The organism is Nostoc cf. commune SO-36 (genome assembly GCF_023734775.1).
Lineage (GTDB): Bacteria > Cyanobacteriota > Cyanobacteriia > Cyanobacteriales > Nostocaceae > Nostoc > Nostoc commune_A.
On the sequence record NZ_AP025732.1, the window covers coordinates 6285285 to 6302619 of the forward strand.

Consider the following 17335-nt stretch of genomic DNA (forward strand, 5'->3'; position numbering starts at 1 on the left):
TGAATCAACTATTTGTATAAAGTACAACCTGTTATTAAAGAGGAAAAAAGATGAATAAGACATTACTGAAAATTTTTATATTTGCGCTTCTAGTTTTGTTTATAATCTCTCCTTTTGCCGCCCTTGCTAATTTAATGATCATATTATTAGTTGCGGCATTTTTATTTTTACTAAAGGACGTGTTTCAAGCACTTATTGGTGGCGGCACCGGCCCGAAAGGGTCATAATAGCGAAATTCAAATGAAGATAGGGATTTAAACGAAAAAGCCGTTTTCAAGGTGCGATCGCATTAGCGTAGACAATTTTCAATCTATTCAGAGCTACACCAATAGAGGCACACAGATGTATAAGCTAAATTTTCTCAATATCCTGTGGGGTGGGCATCTTGTCCGCCCTAATTATGCAATTTGAATACCGATTAGCTTACCCCTACTATATTTATTTGTAGTTAATTATTTCTTTCTTTACCTTATTCATACGGAAACCGCTATATTTAAGTAATTTTCTATTTTATAAAAAATATCTAAATTGTAGTTATTTAGAGAGTAAGAACTTTATTTTCTTAGAATCAGTATAATGAAAACTAATAGAACTAAACTAAATAAAAAATTTATAAACTTAGTAGTGAGAATCTACTAAATGCTAACAATAGAAATTGTTTATAAAGTTTATAACAGCCTAAACATTTTTTTGTAGTCAACTTAAAGCAGAATATATAGATGTGAATAATTGATATTCAACTACAAAAGGTACTAACCATGAGTTCCCGCGCACTGCTGTTAGTAAATCGTCATGCCCGCCAAGGGCAAAAGGGTCTGTCGGAAGCGATTCAATATTTGAAGGAACTTGACTTTGATTTAATTGAGGAGTTTACAGAAGACCCCAAACATCTTGCTGAAGTCATACTCCGCTATCAGCATCAAATTGACTTAGTAATTATTGGCGGAGGAGATGGCACTCTCAATGCCGCAGTAGATGCTTTAGTTGATACTCAGTTGCCCTTAGGAATCTTGCCTCTGGGAACTGCCAACGATTTAGCAAGAACTTTGGGAATCCCGAATTCACTCAACGAAGCTTGCAAAATTATCGCATATAGAAATTTGCACCGCATAGACTTGGGGTGGGTAAATGGCAAGCACTATTTTAATGTTGCCAGCCTGGGATTGAGTGTAAAAATTACCCAACGGCTTACCAAAGAAGTCAAACGTCGTTGGGGAATATTTGCTTATGCTACTACTGCATTACAAGTACTTTGGGAAGCTAGACCTTTTACTGCGGAGATTGTGATTAACGGTCAATCAGTTCGCGTAAAAACAGTACAAATTGCTGTGGGTAACGGTCGCTATTACGGTGGTGGTATGGCAGTAGCTGACGATGCCACAATAGATGATCAAAGGCTAGACCTTTATAGCTTGGAGATAAAACACTGGTGGCAGATTATATTATTGCTACCCGCAATGCGACAAGGGCGACATATACATTGGGAGAATGTACGTTCTCTTCAAGGTCAAGAAATAAAGGTGCATACTCGTAAACCACGCCCTATCAATACAGATGGTGAAATCACTACCTACACACCTGCTCATTTTCGGGTTATACCTAAAGCAATAGCTGTTTTAGTACCCCCACAACTCAGGAATTAGGAGTTAAGAGTTAACAGTTAAGAGTTATTCTCCTCCATCTCCCTCTATTACAAATTGGGAATTTGCATCAACTAACGCCAAATGCATCTGAGATTTTCTCAAGATATAAAGTCCCTGTTGCAACGCCTAGCTAAAGAACCATTGACTCTAGGTGATATTCTGGCAGAAACTTCAGAACGAGGGTTCAGCCTAGTAATTACATTATTAGTTTTGCCCTTTCTATTTCCTATGCCACCGGGATTAGCTGGCCCTTTTGGTGGTGCTTGCTTACTGTTGTCAGTGCAAATGGTTTTAGGGAAGCGATCGCCTTGGCTACCGAAAAGAATTGCTAACTACAAATTTCCTCGTCCCTTCGCCCAGTTACTTTTGCAAAATTTGGGACGTGTTACCAAAGTTTTCCAAAAAATCGCCCGTCCCCGATTGCCAAAAATAGCCTCTAATCCTTTAATTTGGCGAATTAATGGGTTTTGCATCTCTTTATTAACAGTATTACTAATATTACCAATTCCCTTTACAAATCCCATTCCCACTATAGGTATTTTACTTTTAACTGTTGCTACCATCGAATCAGACGGTCTATTAATTTGCATCAGCTACGGCATTACTACCCTGATTACCTTACTATTTGGATTTCTTGGTTATGCAATGTGGTTAGCTCCAAGTTTACTGCCATCTATATTTAGATAAAAAAGCCCCCAACTAAAAGCTGAGGGCTGTAATTTATTAGGGTGCATCTACCATTTATTAATCCGCTTTACTAATTGCTATATCCGGGAATATCTGAGTTTTATACAAAATTATTTTCTACAAAACTCAGAAAATATCAGCAATAAAAAAGCCTTCAACTAAAAGTTGAAAGCTATGATTTAATTAAGGTGCATCTACTATTTATATATCCGCTTTATTAATTGCTATATCCGGGCAAATTAGATTTACATCCAAATTTATTTTGCAGAATAAGAATATTGTCAACAAAAAAAAGCCCTCAGCTAAAAGCTGAAAGCTATGATTTAATTAAGGTGCATCTACTATTTATATATCCGTCTTAGTTCTTGCTGCATCAGGAAGAATTAAAAAAATGGATGGCTGTAGAATTGATCTCGTTAGCTACAACGCTAGTACTAGTATTAATGAGGATAGCCTACGGTTTTTAACTAAGTAATCATTAACCAGCTTTATAGTAATTTTACAATTACCCCGAATTCCATCGGTATACACAAAGTTTCTGTTAATATCTCTGATGTCATATCCGCAATAGTACCAATTTAGTTTATTAGTTAGGTATATCACTATGAACGTTAGACAGCACTTAACTTGATGAAGCGATCGCAATTTTTATTAGCCCTTGCTAGTCTTAGTATTGTCGGGGGAAGTTTTTTTATGAAAACGAATTTTAGTAGTACTAGCGAACCGAAAATAATAACTGATACATCACGTTACAAAAAAATTCGTAATCAGCTATGGTCTGATAATGACCAAGTAAAACATTTTCCTAATGACATTCCCACTGATGCCAAAGACGTTCGTATTGCTTACTCTCCCGAATTTTTTCAAATTAGGTTGAAACAGCCACCAAACAAGATAGAAAAATTACTTTCACAATACAGAAGCATTGCCAAGCAAAAATATAGAGGTGGTAACACAAACAACCACATAAACCAACCTAACGGTGTGCCGACAACTTTCTTCTACACTAGTGACTCTCCAACGGAATCTTTTCCAGCTACTTATGAAATATTAGTATTAAACACAGATGACAAAGGTAGACCTGGCTTCAAGTGGAATCATGGAGATAGCTACGGTGTCGCTATTAATAGTTCAGCCTCAGAAATTATCTATTGGTCTGAAAAATGGTAATTATAGTAATTCTAAATTATTCGTGAAATCTTCTCTTCGTCGTTTGTAGAGTCAATCGCCGAAAATCAGCGTTCCATAGAAATTCGCCCAAGTGAAAAAAGTTTTATTATACAGAAAGTGATCTCATTGATAAATTTAATAGTCTTGTCTTTAAATTCCCAATAAGTTAATTTAAAATAGGTATACAAAATGAAGTTTTTTTTAAAAAATCTTCTTAATGAACAAGCTAAATCGATTATTAGGTCATTCGGATTATATCAAATTTTATATAATAAAATACATTCACACAAGCTAGCTGTTGCGGGCAAAAGGCTTGATATTTGTGCGAATGAAGTTGCTCTCTATCTGCTTCAGTCTGGTAAAGGAAAATATGTCCTGCGTGATAAAATCTGTCTTGAAATTGGAAGTGGATGGTTACTGACTCATTCGTTAGTATTTTACCTTATGGGAGCAAAAAAAGTTTATGCAACGGATCTCTACCCGTTATTACAACCCGAAAATATTTTTCAAGCTGTGTCTAAGTCTGTAGGTTGGAGTATTTTAGATAGTTTATCTACATTTGAAGATCGTGAGATTATCCACTTACGTTTAAAAAAGCTGCTTTCATTAAAAAAAATATCTGTAGAAACCTTAAAAGAGTTGGGCATAGAATACATTGCTCCAATTGATTTATCTCAAAAAATCCCTACTAAAGACAAAATAGATTTCATCTTCTCCAAATCTGTATTGGAGCATGTGCCAGTTGATGATGTGATACCACTTCTAAAAAATCTTGAAAGTAGCCTCTCTGAAGATGGTTTTATGTTCCATCTCATTCATTTACTGGATCATAAAAATGTAAGTGAAAGACCATTTGATTTTTTTGTTTATTCACAGGAAGCCTATTCGAGAGAATTACAATCAAGGTGGGGAAATCGAATTCGACGAAGCCAATGGAAGCAAATATTTTCTAACCTTAAGCATTTGGACTCTAGATTTGTATTTGAGTGGTTGTGCAAAGACAGAGTATTACCACAAAAAATCGACTCGTCTATTCAATATACAGATGAAGAAGACTTAATAGTTTCTCATATTGGTGTATTTGGAGAATTCACATCGTTTCCAAAAGTCAAGTCTTAAGGAAGAAGAAATTATGCGTGGAAGCTTTCTCTATTAATACTTTAGTAATAAAGACTGCTTTTATTCTTTTGGGTATATCACTTTTGGTAGTTAAAACTTATAGCCAGTATAGCTAAGATTTTAATGGTGATTAAAATCTATCTGAATATGTAGAATGCCAACTGCTTTAATTACTGGTGCCTCTAGTGGTATTGGTAAAGCCTTTGCCCAAGAACTCGCTGCACGCAAGACAAATCTTGTACTCGTTGCTCGTTCGGAAGAGAAGCTAATTCAATTAGCTAAACAACTACAAGAACAACACAAAATTCAAGTAGATGTTATAGTCAAAGACCTTACAGAACTGAATGCTGCTGCTAGTGTATTTAATGCTACAAAAGCAAAGGAATTAACTATTGACTTATTAATTAATAATGCTGGTTTTGGTTATTATGGTGACTTTGCTGAAGGGAATGGAGAAAAACAAGTTAAAATTGTACAATTAAACATTTTAGCATTGGTAGATTTAACCCATAAATTTTTACCATTGATGCGGCAACGTCGTTCTGGAAGTATTATTAACGTATCCTCTATTACTGCATTTCAACCGATACCATACCTTTCTGTTTATGCTGCCAGTAAAGCTTTTATTCTCAGCTTTAGTGAAGCTCTATGGGCAGAAAACCGTCAATATGGTGTCCGTATTTTAGTCACTTGTCCAGGGCCAATAGAAACAAATTTTTTTGCAGAAGCTAATTTTCCCCCAGCCCTGGCAAGCAGTACAGATAAAGTATATTCTTGTGAAAAAGTAGTTTGGGAATCTTTAGAAGCTTTGGAAAAAGGCTACCCAACTGTAATTAGTTCTGATACTACCACTCAAATTAGAAGTAAATTATCTCGGCTTGTACCGCGCAAACTTTTGCTGAATATGCTGGCAAAACACTTTAAAGCATAAGTATATATTTAAGAGTTAGGACTTTGGAGTTAAAGAAAGTAGTGTATTAAAAACTCCTTACTCCTAACTTTTAATTCCTCACTTTTCGTTTATTACATATACCTAGTTAATTGAACTCGGTAACGGTCTTTTTTAGTAACGGCGATTTCCCCAACTTCTAAACGTCCTTTAGAGCGAATAGCGATTAAGTCACCTGATTTGACTTGAGAACTAGCTTGGGTAATTTCCTTCCAATTGACACGAACATCACCAGCATCGATGAAATCAACCATTTTGCTGCGAGACATACCAAAACCAGCAGATGCGATCGCATCTAATCGCAAAGAAGCCTCTACAGTAGTTAATTCTTTTTTCTTGGGTTCCCGAACCCTTAATTCACTTAACTCAATTCGCTGAGTTTTTACAGGAACCGATCGCACCTGTTTCAAACTCATTTCCAAAAATTCCACCAACTCTGGTGCGACAATCGCCTGCGCCCCTCGTTCTCCCAAGACAATCACATCCCCCGTTTTTTCCCGAACAATTCCCGTCCCCAACATTGCGCCTAAAAAGTCGCGGTGAGAGGCGGTATCAAACAGGAAATTACCAGCAATTTCCACGGCGACAAGGCTGACTTGAGATTGATCTAAGGGAAGTTCTGAACGAGCGATCGCTATTCTTTGGCGTTCAGCTTGTGGATATCCGCCCCAAGCAACTAATTGCACTTCTGTCAATCGGTTAAACACCCGTTGAATTTCTACCAATTCTGGCGGAGACAGAAAATCAGTCAAAACTACTTCCCAAGTTTTGATGGCTTGCTCCGCTTGATCGATTGCACGAGCTACACTATCTCGATTTTCAACACCTTTTAAAAGTTCTTCTCGTGGCAACATTCTTAAAAATTATGAGTTATGAATTGAGAATTAATCTGCTAAAACTATCTTGATTCTAACTTTAATTCCCATTTCAGCAGGTTTTCATCCCTAGCAATTTGTTGCATTCTCAGTTTTTCCAAAATGCGAATTGAGGCAACATGATCCTCTGGAGAATGAGCGATAATTCTCTTGAGTTCTGGCTGAGTAAAGGCAAAATCGACCAATGCTTCTACTGCTTCAAAAGCAAATCCTTGCTGGCGATAAGCTGATAGCACCTCATAACCCATTTCTACAGTTCCTGTCTGATCGGGTTTGCCAATAAAACCCAAATCGCCAATTAAAGCAGAATCCCCAATGTGAATCATTAACCAGACACCCCAACCCAACTGGGAAGGATCATCTATTAGCATCTGAGCATACATTGGAAAAATATCTAATACCTCAGATCCATACCAATCATCAGGAACCCTTACCCCTAAAAGCCTCTCTACTTCTAATTTATTTCTTGCAATCACCGCTTGCGCTACTTCCAAACAACAGGGAAGTAGCTCAAGTCTCTGTGTTGTAATGTGTAAACTATGATTCATTGATTAAACGCTACTTGTGTCAGCATAACCTTGGATATTTTCTGGATCAAACTGACGTAATATTCGGGTTGCTTGTCGAGTTAGAGTTTCAGAACCTTGAACGGCAACTAAGTATTTACCTGCATCTAAGCGGTTGCGGTAGGGTAAAGCATCACCACTACCCACGAGTAAACCGACTCCACCACCAACAAACACACCACCCATAGCACCACTAGCAGCCCCCAGCAGTCCGCCAACGATGTGATTTCCAACTTCACCTGCCCAGGCAAAAGTATCTAAACCAGTGATCAGGCTGAAGGTAAAACCTGCAAAAAAGCCGAATGGTATCAGCCAAGTTGCCATTAGTTGCGCTTGCTTTTTGGCTTGGTCTTTGGGGTCAATTAAGCCAAACTCGTCAGCTGTTTTATATCCTTTCCCCAAGATAGTACTGTTTATGCCTTCTTCTTCTAAAGCTAGGTAAGCAGCTTCGGCTTGAATGCGGTCTGGTAATACGGCAACAAGGTAATTCATGATTTAACAATTTGTCCAAAAAAAGTTTTGCCTTAATTAACAGCGTATCAGTCCTGGTCGAATCAATCTTGCATTGGCGCGACCTGTTGAATTTAACTGCAAATAGCGTAGGCATAGCCCGTCGCAGGCATCGCCCAAGTCAAATGTACATCTGATCACTTTAGCGAATCTAGTGGCTCACAAAAATTGTTCACGCCTTGCTTGAGGACATAAATTAAAACTGGTGTTGCCAAAATTTTCGGAAACGTCGGCGTTGCTTTTAGACGTTCCATCATCTTTTGAGGTGAAGTAGTAAGCAAATCTTCCCGATATTGTTGTTCGCAAATCACCGCACGCCATTTTCTAGCTAAGGCATCTAACCACTCGGAATTTGCTCTTTCTGGTTGCTGTCCCGCCCGGATAGCTAGCGTCATCGCCGCATCTTCTAAATCTCCATCACAGTCTTCAATCAAATCTAGCGCTTCCATATCGCTAGGATCATCTGCCAATTGAGAGCGAAACTGTGCAATTTCTTGAGATGTTACTTTAGTCATGAGTCTTTGAAAAGGCGAGCGATGCCTACGGCTGTAAACTACGGACACTCAGTTATGCTACATCATTTCACAAAATTCCTGTTACAAATAGGTTTTTCCGGGCGCTTTCAGAATCCAAAATCCCTCTTTGAAGCTTGAGCTACTGCGTTGCACCGATGCTAAAAGCCTCATTATTCAATGTAATTATTGAAAAATGAGGCTTTTAGAATTTTTAATTGAAAGTACAGGTCGGCGGAAATCAACTTCCCATTTCATTACAGCCAGAAAGCCCAAAATTAAAGCATGGTGACTTTTGAATGTATGACTTTTGACTTTTGACTTCCCCAAAGGGGCACTAGCGTAATGCTCTGAGGGTAACAGACCGTTGTAACTGAGCTAAAGCACGGTTGTAATCCAAAATTGCTGTGACTCGATTACCTTCAGCTCTTGTAAGGTCGTTTTCAGAGTTAATGACATCAGTTTGAGTACCTACACCAGCTTGGAATCGCAAACGTGCTAAACGTAGAGCTTCCCTAGCTTGTTCTAAAGCGGTATTTGCGGTTTGAACATTCTCCAAACTAGATTGCTGGGTAGAATAGGATTGTTCTACTTCAAACCGAATTTGGTTGCGCTGTTGAGCAAATTGAGTTTCTGCGATCGCAATGTTAGCTTGCTGCTGATCTGCCCTTGCTCTGGCGGCTCCTCCATCATACAAATTTAGGGTTGCTCTAACTCCTAATGAATAACCATCAGTAACGCTGACACTATCATCAAACTGGTCTAGTAGGCTGTAGCTGGCTACCAAACTAACTTGAGGCCCAAGCTCCCCAAGAGCCTGCCTACGCCGTTGTTCGCTGATATTACGTTGTGCCAACTGCTGTTGTAGTTCTGGACGATTTTGAAAAGCCAGCACAATACTTTGTTCTAGGGTTGGGTTCCAAAGACCAGCTAATTGTACAGGGTCTGCGGCACTAATATTTATCCCTTGCGGCAAACTTATCCGAGTTGCTAATTGACGACGGGCAATTGCTTGTAGGGATCTAGCATTAGTCAAATCTTGTTGAGCATTTGCTAAATTCACCTGCGATCGCAACACATCGAAGCGCGTACCAACCCCAGCTCGTTCTAAAGCTTCTGCATCACGCAAACTAGCCTCAGAGTTCAGCACAGCCGATTGGGCAATGCGTACTTGTTCATCTCTTTGTTGCAGATTGTAGTAGTCTGTAGCAACATCCAAACGGATTGTCTCAGACTGAGCTTCTACAGCCAACTCATTGGAACGTACCTGTTCTTCATTTGCTCTGATGTCAGCTTGCACTCTCCCAGAAGTATAGATGTTATACGAAAGTTGTGCTTGACCACTAAAAGATGTACTAGCTTCATTTCCTGACTGTGGTATACCCGTCTGTCGTTCTGTTTGTTCCAACTGAAGCTGACCAGCAGCAGAGCGACTGCGAGTAATATCTGTACTGACATCAAGACTAGGCAATAAAGCAGCTTGCGCCTCGCGTAGAGCAGAACGACTGCGTTCTAGCTCCAAGAGAGACACCTGTAAATCCCGGTTGTTACGCCGTGCTAGCTCCAGAGCTTGTGCCAAAGTAATCGCCTCATTTCCCTGAAGTCTCACTTCCTCCGGTTGGGTAGGAAATTGTAGGGGATTTGAGTTAGGAATCAAATTATCGGGAATTTGTACTGGCCCTGAAGCCGCAGGAGTTACGTTTCTCGGCACAGTAGAAGGTTGCACTGAATCTGCTGGTACAGGAGTGACGGTTTCCGGCGCAGTCGGAGTTGGTGTCGAATCTGTTGGAATCGTAGTATTACTCTGAGCCAACCGACCAATCGCATTTTGTTGTAAGCAGTTATTTGAAGTCAGTAGCACAGCCAAGGAGTCAGTTTTGCTTTTTCCCAATTCCTGTGGACACCTCTGCGCTGACAACAGTTTTGCTGCTCCACCTGTGGCTGAAGTTTGTAAAAATGTTTGCAACTGAGTAACAGTATTTGTCTTTTGACCTACTGGCTGCTGTGCAGAAGACAAAGACAAAATTTCTTTTTGGACAGAAGGGGTTTTTGAAGTGTAGTCGGGAACTACTACGTTCTTTAGTTTCTGCCCATTTGGGTTTGAATTACTCTGTTTTTGATTATTTTGAGCGGAACGGCTGACATCTAACTGTTGGGAAGAATTAGAGTTAAGTGCCAAACCGGAAAATCTACCTTTATCTTTCTTAAGCAGTTGTTTTATTCGCACACCAGTATTTTCAGCCGTGAATACTGGAATACTGTTATTACTTAAAGGCTTCACACTCAGTTTAGTAAAACCAAAAGTAGGTTCTAGAGTTGGAACACTAACAGCACCATTAGGCAGTTGTGTATTCATGGTATCCACAACTAAGTCTTGACCATAATTAGAAGTCAAAACACTAGGAGAAGACGCCAGTTGTACCCCAGTGAGTTTCGCAGTACCAGCCCAAGCAGGCTGAGTTGTTAAGACTGCTGCCGTTACACCAGGTAAGAAGCTATAAAATAATTGCTGTCCTTTCACCGCATCCCCTCACACGAAAATCAATCTAGCGGCAGAAAACCTTTCTTCACCACAGAATATAGCACGATACTAAACTTAGGAAAGAATATACTACGATACTAAATTTAGGGTTCGGAACTCTGTTTGTCTTCAAAACGTCTAACAATGCGAGAAAGTTCCGCCTTTTCATCGATACTAACGCGAGTAGGAGCACCGCTGATAATCCGTTCGTAGTTTCGGAAAGAATCTTTGATATCGGGCCCGTCAGCAGTAATATTATACTCACGAATGCCCTTATCATGCCAAGAGCCTCTCATTTTAAATACGTTAATTGCCCGCGACATTTCTCCGCGAATTTCTACGTACTGCAACATCAGAATTGTGTCGGTTATCGTGGAAATATGAGAGTCAGTAATGGAATGCGCTCCCAGAAATTGGTCAGTTGTGTTGGTAAAGAAACCAGTAATTTCTTCTTGTTTAGCATAACCTGTTACACCAATTACAAACTGCCGAAATGCATTATTACTAACTCCTCTAGCTAGTGCTGATAAGGAATCAATGGCAATGCGGGCTGGTTTAAACACAGCTATTTCTGATTTAATAATTTGTAAGTGGTCTTCTAAACCAGTTGATTCGGGATAAGTACAGATGATTTTGAGTAAACCTTGCTCCTCTAATTCTTCAAAATCGATTCCCCAAGAGGAAGCATTACGAGACAGTTGGGCGCGTGATTCTTCATAAGCAAATAATATTGCTTGTTCTCCATTGAGGCAGCTATCTTGAATAAATTTACTTACTAACAGGGTTTTACCAGTACCTGTGGCTCCTGTGGCTAAAATAATTGAATCTTTAAAGAAACCACCACCACACATTTCATCTAAGGTTTTGACCCCAGAAGATACCCTGACATTAGAAGAACGTTGAGTCAACCGCATTGCTCCTAATGGAAAGATGTTAACTCCTTCGTTCGTAATGGTGAAGGGATATTCGCCTTTCATGTGAGTTGTGCCACGCAATTTGAGAATTTCAATTGTGCGACGGCGACGTTCTCCTTCTAAAACATTGCGAACAATTACTACATTATCGGAAACAAATTCTTCAACTCCAAAAGAGGCAACGGGCCCATATTCTTCACCGCGTTCAGTGGTAATTACAGTGGTGACACTCAGTAGTTTAAGACGTGCTACTAGGCGAAATATCTCGCGTCGCACTACTCCCATTGCTTCATACTGCTGAAATACTGCTGTTATTGAGTCAATTGAAATTCGTCTAGCTTTATATTTGCGGATGGCATATTGCAAACGCTCAATAAGTGCAGAAAGGTCAAAATTACCAACGATATCTTGACCTTCAGGATCGGGAGATGCATCAAGAATAAATAACTTGCCTTCTTCGATTAGGCGTGGCAAGTTCCAACCAAAAATATTGGCATTTTTAATAATATCACTCGGTGATTCTTCAAAGGTAACAAATACTCCAGCTTCATCAAAGTAGGTAATACCGTTATAAAGAAATTGAAGAGAGAATAAAGTTTTGCCTGTACCGGAAGTGCCGCTAATTAAGGTAGTTCTACCAATTGGTAAACCACCATGACTAATATCGTCAAAACCCTCGATCATCGTCCGAATTTTTTCTACACCCACAATTTTCGGTAGTTGTTTTGATTCTAATTGCTCGTTTTCATTCATTGCTTGATAATAAATTGGTATTAAAACCTATTTTTTATGACTAAATTTGCCGCGAACTTAATTTTATTATAATTAAAACTTCACTCTTCAAAATCTTCTTCACTCAGTTCTTCGTAAAGCAAATCTAATCCAATCAGTACTCTTTCTCTATCGGAAAGATCGCCGATGATTTTGCGAACAGGTGGAGGCAAAATTTTAGATAATGTTGGTGTCGCCAATATTTTATCTTCTTCTGCCAGTTGTGGGCTTTTCAACACATCGATCACTTTTAAAGCATAAACACCTTCAAACTCCTGTTCTAAAATATCTTTGAGTGTTTTTAATGCCCGGACTGAAGTAGGGGTGTTTCCTGCTACGTAAAGCTTGAGAACGTAGGCTTTTTTGGGTTTTTTCATATAATTAATGTCTAGTCATGAGCATAAGAATACAAGATGAGAACGCACATTGACAGTAACTAATGACAGTAGCTTGTTAGAAGTGAAATATTGCTAAATTCAATTTATTTAGAAATTGAACTCCTATAGACTTCGCACAGATGAGCTAGGATATCTATCAACGTTAGGCGGTAATCAAGTAATGCTTCATTGCTCCTTCCTTCTAATTTTAGCTGGTTAGAAAAATCTTCAATTACCTCCATGTGAATTTCGATTATTTGGGGCACAGGAATATTAGCATAAAATATAGTATTGATAAATTTATCAATTTTATCTTTTAGTGATTTATCTGTAGTAAAATAATCTATAAGAATTAAGCTATAATCTGATTTAAGCTGTTTTAATAATTCTTGTCTTTCGGGCGGAGTCATCTCCTGAAAATACTGTTGGCTTTTTTGCATCTGACTGACAAATACATAGAGGTATTTGTTAGTGTATGCCCTACTTTGATTTTCTTGCAGCCAATGGGGTAAAGAGTTGGTTTCTCCAGAGGTGGTTGCAGCAACAGGTAGGTAGCGAAATTGGGCAATAATTGCGTCCATAAATTTGCACACCCACGTAATCAAACCTTTGTGGTTGGCTAAGTCAACTGGATTATTTAAGCATTTTTTAACATCAGGTTGCAGAATCAATATCGGTAATAACATTTATTCTTAAATATCTCTCCTTAATCGCCCTGACCAAGAAAGGTGGCGGATAAGTTTGGCTAACGCTTCTAGGGTAATACTGGGTTTGCAGTATACTGGTGATTACACCGCAAAACAACGCTCTGTGTTAACAGAGAGTGCTAGCCACTCAACAACCCAGTGCAGCAACTGAGTGGTAGGACTTAGTAAGTCTTTAGATCGTCCATCAAGTATTTATCCGCATAGCAAAACACAGTTGCTAACTTATTACTTACACATCTTATGTATGTAAATAAATAGATAGATTTTTTTATGTTGCTCCTTGATAAGATACTTAAACGAACTTAAAGGATTGTCGCATTCTAAATCATTATAATTCCTCAAGGTTCTAAAGCGAATCTTTAGCGCCATAATTGTTTTAGCTGTCGCTATCGATGAGGAGTTTAAATACCAGTAAGACACTGGTGAGGTTAGTTGTTAGAAATGAGAAACGTCGCCTTTTGAAAAAATGCACTCGTCCGCAAGCAAGTGCCTATGAAGGGAAATCCCGTTGTTTTAATGGCGTTGAAATAACCAGAGTTGCTTATATGAGTCTTCTTAGAGGATATGACTTCAGGCGAAAAGACCATCAACTGGCAGATGGAAATGCCGGAGGGTTCCACAGGAAGAATGACCCCAAAAGCCCTATGTTAATGCTAGATTACCCGCTTTATAACTTTCAGGCAACCGTACCTAGCTGCCCGCAAACAAGTTCTCTGGCAGTGGTGTTGGATATTTTTGAGCATGAGCAGTGCGATCGCTTGGTAATAGTGAATCAACAAAAATGTCCGATCGGATTGCTGTATTCTGCCCGTTTAATCCCAAAATTATTAGCACGTAGTGACAATAAAAATTTAAATTTACAGCAATCGCTCTCTACTTGGGGTCAAGGTCTGATTGAGCCAATACAGACAATATTAGCTTCTGAGCCTGTAGAGCGATTGAGCTTGCACTTGTGCTATCCACAAACCGAAAAATACCAAAACTTAGATTGGACGCTGATTGACTCTGATGGCAGATATTTGGGACTGCTGGATAGTTCACGCCTGTTGCGATCGCTGGCTCAGGAACGCATCGTTGGGTTACAAAGTTCAGGCATCCGCAGTTCGTCTGGCGATCGCCGCCATGAGTATAATGCTGGGACAAATGACCCCAATTGTTTAGGACACCAGCCACTGGTACACTTGCTCGAGAGACTGCCTTGGCCTTTGATGTTGCAAACGGGTACTGGCGAGGTGTTAGCACGAAATCCCGCCTGGTGGCAGCAATTAGGAGCCTTGAAAGATCCAGAAGGAGTCAGGCAACAAGTGGAAGCAATACTTGTTCCTAAACCCTCCGAAAAATCAGAATATGTCAGCCAACGAGCAATCAAGGTTCATCCTAGCGGTAGGGATGAATATGGTGCTGAACAAGAACTGACTCAGCAAGAAGCATCTGGTGATGCTGTATACAGCCGATGCTATTTAGATAGTCAAGTGGGTACTTGTACCTGCGTTGTCGAAGTGCAAAATGGTCAGGAGAGAATCTGGCAATTTGCCAAAATTCCCTTAGATAGTCCTGAGTTGAAAGCGATGAGTGCTGAATCAGAAGTTGCACTCAGCAATGATTTGTGGTTGATTTTAGCTACTGATGTTACCGAACAGCAGCAGCTTTGCAAAGAACTAGCAGCAAAGAATGCCGATTTAATTCAACTAAATCGGTTGAAGGACGAGTTTTAGCTTGTATTAGTCATGAACTCAAACTCCCCTAACTGCCGTTTTGGGGTTATCGCGCTTGCTCGTAGATCAGCAGTTGGGAGAACTTAACGAGCGTCAAGCCCGTTATGCAGGACTGATTCATCAAAGTGGACGCCACCTGATGAGTGTAGTGAATGATATTTTAGATTTGACCCGCATGGAAACGGGACAAATGGAGTTGACGCTGACTCCGGTGAAAATTAGTGCCGTGTGCGATCGCGCCCTAGCGGAAGCCAAAGCTATCCACACTCAAACTACTAAAACTACATCTGCCTCACCACCTGCAAATGCTCGTTCATCTGCTCCTCAATTCTGCCTTTCCATTGAACTCGGCTTAGATCAGATGGTGGCAGATGAGTTGCGCTTACGCCAGATGCTAGTACACCTACTTTCCAACGCCTTTAAATTCACCGAAATATCTGGCGAAATTGGGTTGCGGGTAAGTCGTTGGGAAGGATGGATTGCCTTTACAGTTTGGGATACAGGCATTGGCATTCCTGAACATCAACAACACTTAATATTTCAAAAATTCCAACAACTAGAAAATCCCCTTACCCGCCAATTTGAAGGCACTGGTTTGGGGCTGGTATTAACTAGGGCTTTAGCGCGTCTCCACGGAGGAGATGTCAGTTTCTTATCGCGTGAAGGAAAAGGTAGTCAGTTTACCCTACTTCTGCCGCCCAGTCCGCCAAAAACAGGCTTTTCTGAACCTGATATGGGAATCAGAGAAGATGAAGAAACACGATATCAACCTACACGGGAAATTCCCACAACAGATCGTCAGCAAGTTACTACAACCACACAGCATCATCCTGCTAGTTCGCAAAGGTTGGTGTTGGTAGTCGAAGCAGTAGCCCGATATATTGAAGACTTGACCGAACAACTCAAAAGTTTAGGATATCGGGTAGTGATTGCGCGATCGGGGACAGAAGCAGTCGAAAAAGCTCGGCGCTTGCAACCAATAGCGATATTTTTGAATCCGTTGCTACCCCTGCTATCAGGCTGGGATGTGCTAACTTTACTAAAATCTGACACTGCAACCCGTCATATATCTGTAATTGTTACCGCAACGGGAGCCGAAAAGGAGCAAGCATTTGCTCACCGAGCCGATGGTTTTTTAAGCTTGCCAGTAGAGCATCAGGTATTAGCACCAGTTCTCGAAAAATTATGTACTGTACAAGCAGTTCCCCAGCTAGGGTTAAACAACAGCGCAATTATCCCAACTAAAACCCCACTGCGAATTCTCCGGTTAGTGAATCCCCAGTTGGAATCAGTCAATCCGCACCCCTCACTTCGAGAACATCGGGTGATTGAAGTAGATGATCTAGATCAGGCAGAACTTTTGGCGCGGGTGTGGCAGTTTGATGTCATTTTGCTAGATGTCGAAAGTACCACCGCCCAAATTTATTTAAAGCAACTAATTGGGCATTCACGTTTAGCGGCTATACCACTGGTTACTTGCGATGTCGCAACTACTTTAATCGCTTCTAAGATACCGGGGCTATCTGTATTTCCTTACTTAACACCATTTGCTAAAGATAACAACAGTCGCGCCGAGAAAACAGATGCTTTACTATCAGTACTGCAAATCGCTTCTGGTATTTGCTGTCCTCCTAACATTTTGGTCGTGGATTTGACAATGCTGCGTGATTTTCCCCAGATAAGACGCAAGCAAGTTAAGGGTTATCGGACAGCAAAAAATTGCTCAATTAGTACTGAAACTGCTGAACGGGGATCTGAATGGTTCCAAGCTTTAATTCAATACCTACAAACAGCAGGCTTTAAAGCGGCAATGAGTCCCTGTTGGGCAGAAGTGTTACAACAGATTCGCCACCAAAGTGTTGACTTACTGCTAATTTGTTTAGGAGAATCTGCTATCCACAAAGATGTACTCAAAGCAGTAAAAACATTGGGAGATTCGCCGTTAAAGTTGCCACCAATTTTGGTACTCAATCAACGATTAAATCGCCCAGAAAGCAATTTCCAGCCTGGGGTTTATAAGGAAGACAAGCAGAAGAAGAATGATTTGGAATCAATAGAAACTGTTGTTGGTGCGATCGCTACCCAAATATTACCGCGATCAATATCAATGGAAGACCTATTAAGCCAGATTAATCAAGCTTTAGCTGTCAATGGTTACAATGGCAAATGTTAATTGGGAATGGGGCATGGGGCATGGGGCAGGTGGCAGGGAGCAGGGGGAAAAATACCAATGCTCAATTCCCAATTCCCAATTCCCAATGCCCAATGCCCAATTCCCAATGCCCAATTCCCAATTCCC

At 40.1% G+C, this 17335-nt stretch carries 14 protein-coding genes and 1 pseudogene; 7 read left to right on the forward strand and 8 right to left on the reverse strand.

Annotated features, from left to right (window positions below):
• The first annotated feature begins 50 nt into the window (after positions 1 to 50).
• The 6 genes from ANSO36C_RS28380 to ANSO36C_RS28405 all read left to right on the forward strand — a co-directional run bounded on the left by ANSO36C_RS28380 (position 51) and on the right by ANSO36C_RS28405 (position 5550).
• Positions 51 to 227 carry a hypothetical protein gene (locus ANSO36C_RS28380; RefSeq protein WP_251957481.1) on the forward strand — a complete coding sequence of 59 codons (177 nt, stop codon included), beginning with the start codon at positions 51 to 53 and terminating at the stop codon, positions 225 to 227.
• A gap of 531 nt (positions 228 to 758) precedes the next feature.
• Entirely contained in the window at positions 759 to 1643 is an 885-nt protein-coding gene (locus ANSO36C_RS28385; protein ID WP_251957482.1) for a lipid kinase, read from the forward strand.
• 81 nt (positions 1644 to 1724) lie between these two features.
• Positions 1725 to 2330, forward strand: a complete 606-nt coding sequence (locus ANSO36C_RS28390; protein WP_251957483.1) for an exopolysaccharide biosynthesis protein — start codon at positions 1725 to 1727, stop codon at positions 2328 to 2330.
• A gap of 630 nt (positions 2331 to 2960) precedes the next feature.
• Positions 2961 to 3500 (forward strand): hypothetical protein, encoded by a 540-nt coding sequence (locus ANSO36C_RS28395; RefSeq protein ID WP_251957484.1) that lies wholly within the window; start codon positions 2961 to 2963, stop codon positions 3498 to 3500.
• Positions 3501 to 3689: 189 nt separating this feature from the next.
• Positions 3690 to 4619, forward strand: coding sequence for a class I SAM-dependent methyltransferase (locus ANSO36C_RS28400; protein ID WP_251957485.1), 930 nt, complete (start codon positions 3690 to 3692; stop codon positions 4617 to 4619).
• 154 nt (positions 4620 to 4773) lie between these two features.
• On the forward strand, positions 4774 to 5550 hold the full coding sequence (locus ANSO36C_RS28405) for an SDR family NAD(P)-dependent oxidoreductase (RefSeq protein WP_251957486.1): 777 nt from the start codon (positions 4774 to 4776) through the stop codon (positions 5548 to 5550).
• 92 nt (positions 5551 to 5642) lie between these two features.
• On the opposite strand, the gene ANSO36C_RS28410 is transcribed toward ANSO36C_RS28405, so the two are convergent.
• From ANSO36C_RS28410 to ANSO36C_RS28445, 8 genes are all read right to left on the reverse strand, one after another.
• Positions 5643 to 6422 carry a photosystem II S4 domain protein gene (locus ANSO36C_RS28410; protein WP_251957487.1) on the reverse strand — a complete coding sequence of 260 codons (780 nt, stop codon included), beginning with the start codon at positions 6420 to 6422 and terminating at the stop codon, positions 5643 to 5645.
• A 44-nt stretch (positions 6423 to 6466) separates the two neighbouring features.
• Positions 6467 to 6991 (reverse strand): GNAT family N-acetyltransferase, encoded by a 525-nt coding sequence (locus ANSO36C_RS28415; RefSeq protein ID WP_251957488.1) that lies wholly within the window; start codon positions 6989 to 6991, stop codon positions 6467 to 6469.
• Between the two features lie 3 nt (positions 6992 to 6994).
• Positions 6995 to 7501 (reverse strand): hypothetical protein, encoded by a 507-nt coding sequence (locus ANSO36C_RS28420; protein ID WP_251957489.1) that lies wholly within the window; start codon positions 7499 to 7501, stop codon positions 6995 to 6997.
• 155 nt (positions 7502 to 7656) lie between these two features.
• Entirely contained in the window at positions 7657 to 8034 is a 378-nt protein-coding gene (locus ANSO36C_RS28425) for a hypothetical protein (protein WP_251957490.1), read from the reverse strand.
• Between the two features lie 334 nt (positions 8035 to 8368).
• Positions 8369 to 10552 carry a TolC family protein gene (locus tag ANSO36C_RS28430; protein WP_251957491.1) on the reverse strand — a complete coding sequence of 728 codons (2184 nt, stop codon included), beginning with the start codon at positions 10550 to 10552 and terminating at the stop codon, positions 8369 to 8371.
• A 104-nt stretch (positions 10553 to 10656) separates the two neighbouring features.
• Complete coding sequence (gene kaiC / locus ANSO36C_RS28435) at positions 10657 to 12219, reverse strand: circadian clock protein KaiC (protein WP_251957492.1); 1563 nt, start codon at positions 12217 to 12219, stop codon at positions 10657 to 10659.
• 80 nt (positions 12220 to 12299) lie between these two features.
• Positions 12300 to 12614 carry a circadian clock protein KaiB gene (kaiB, locus tag ANSO36C_RS28440; protein WP_251957493.1) on the reverse strand — a complete coding sequence of 105 codons (315 nt, stop codon included), beginning with the start codon at positions 12612 to 12614 and terminating at the stop codon, positions 12300 to 12302.
• Between the two features lie 104 nt (positions 12615 to 12718).
• Positions 12719 to 13300 carry a circadian clock protein KaiA gene (locus ANSO36C_RS28445; RefSeq protein ID WP_251957494.1) on the reverse strand — a complete coding sequence of 194 codons (582 nt, stop codon included), beginning with the start codon at positions 13298 to 13300 and terminating at the stop codon, positions 12719 to 12721.
• 665 nt (positions 13301 to 13965) lie between these two features.
• Here ANSO36C_RS28445 and ANSO36C_RS28450 point away from each other — a divergent pair.
• A pseudogene (locus ANSO36C_RS28450) lies at positions 13966 to 17209 on the forward strand (ATP-binding response regulator).
• The last annotated feature ends 126 nt before the right edge of the window (positions 17210 to 17335 follow it).

What these genes read in the sequence shown, in the direction of transcription:
- ANSO36C_RS28410 (WP_251957487.1), bottom strand. Translation starts at nt 6,422, where the DNA reads ATGTTGCCACGAGAAGAACTTTTAAAAGGTGTTGAAAATCGAGATAGT.
- ANSO36C_RS28445 (WP_251957494.1), bottom strand. Translation starts at nt 13,300, where the DNA reads ATGTTATTACCGATATTGATTCTGCAACCTGATGTTAAAAAATGCTTA.
- ANSO36C_RS28390 (WP_251957483.1), top strand. Translation starts at nt 1,725, where the DNA reads ATGCATCTGAGATTTTCTCAAGATATAAAGTCCCTGTTGCAACGCCTA.
- ANSO36C_RS28405 (WP_251957486.1), top strand. Translation starts at nt 4,774, where the DNA reads ATGCCAACTGCTTTAATTACTGGTGCCTCTAGTGGTATTGGTAAAGCC.
- ANSO36C_RS28395 (WP_251957484.1), top strand. Translation starts at nt 2,961, where the DNA reads ATGAAGCGATCGCAATTTTTATTAGCCCTTGCTAGTCTTAGTATTGTC.
- ANSO36C_RS28385 (WP_251957482.1), top strand. Translation starts at nt 759, where the DNA reads ATGAGTTCCCGCGCACTGCTGTTAGTAAATCGTCATGCCCGCCAAGGG.
- ANSO36C_RS28400 (WP_251957485.1), top strand. Translation starts at nt 3,690, where the DNA reads ATGAAGTTTTTTTTAAAAAATCTTCTTAATGAACAAGCTAAATCGATT.
- ANSO36C_RS28425 (WP_251957490.1), bottom strand. Translation starts at nt 8,034, where the DNA reads ATGACTAAAGTAACATCTCAAGAAATTGCACAGTTTCGCTCTCAATTG.
- ANSO36C_RS28415 (WP_251957488.1), bottom strand. Translation starts at nt 6,991, where the DNA reads ATGAATCATAGTTTACACATTACAACACAGAGACTTGAGCTACTTCCC.
- ANSO36C_RS28420 (WP_251957489.1), bottom strand. Translation starts at nt 7,501, where the DNA reads ATGAATTACCTTGTTGCCGTATTACCAGACCGCATTCAAGCCGAAGCT.
- kaiC (WP_251957492.1), bottom strand. Translation starts at nt 12,219, where the DNA reads ATGAATGAAAACGAGCAATTAGAATCAAAACAACTACCGAAAATTGTG.
- kaiB (WP_251957493.1), bottom strand. Translation starts at nt 12,614, where the DNA reads ATGAAAAAACCCAAAAAAGCCTACGTTCTCAAGCTTTACGTAGCAGGA.
- ANSO36C_RS28380 (WP_251957481.1), top strand. Translation starts at nt 51, where the DNA reads ATGAATAAGACATTACTGAAAATTTTTATATTTGCGCTTCTAGTTTTG.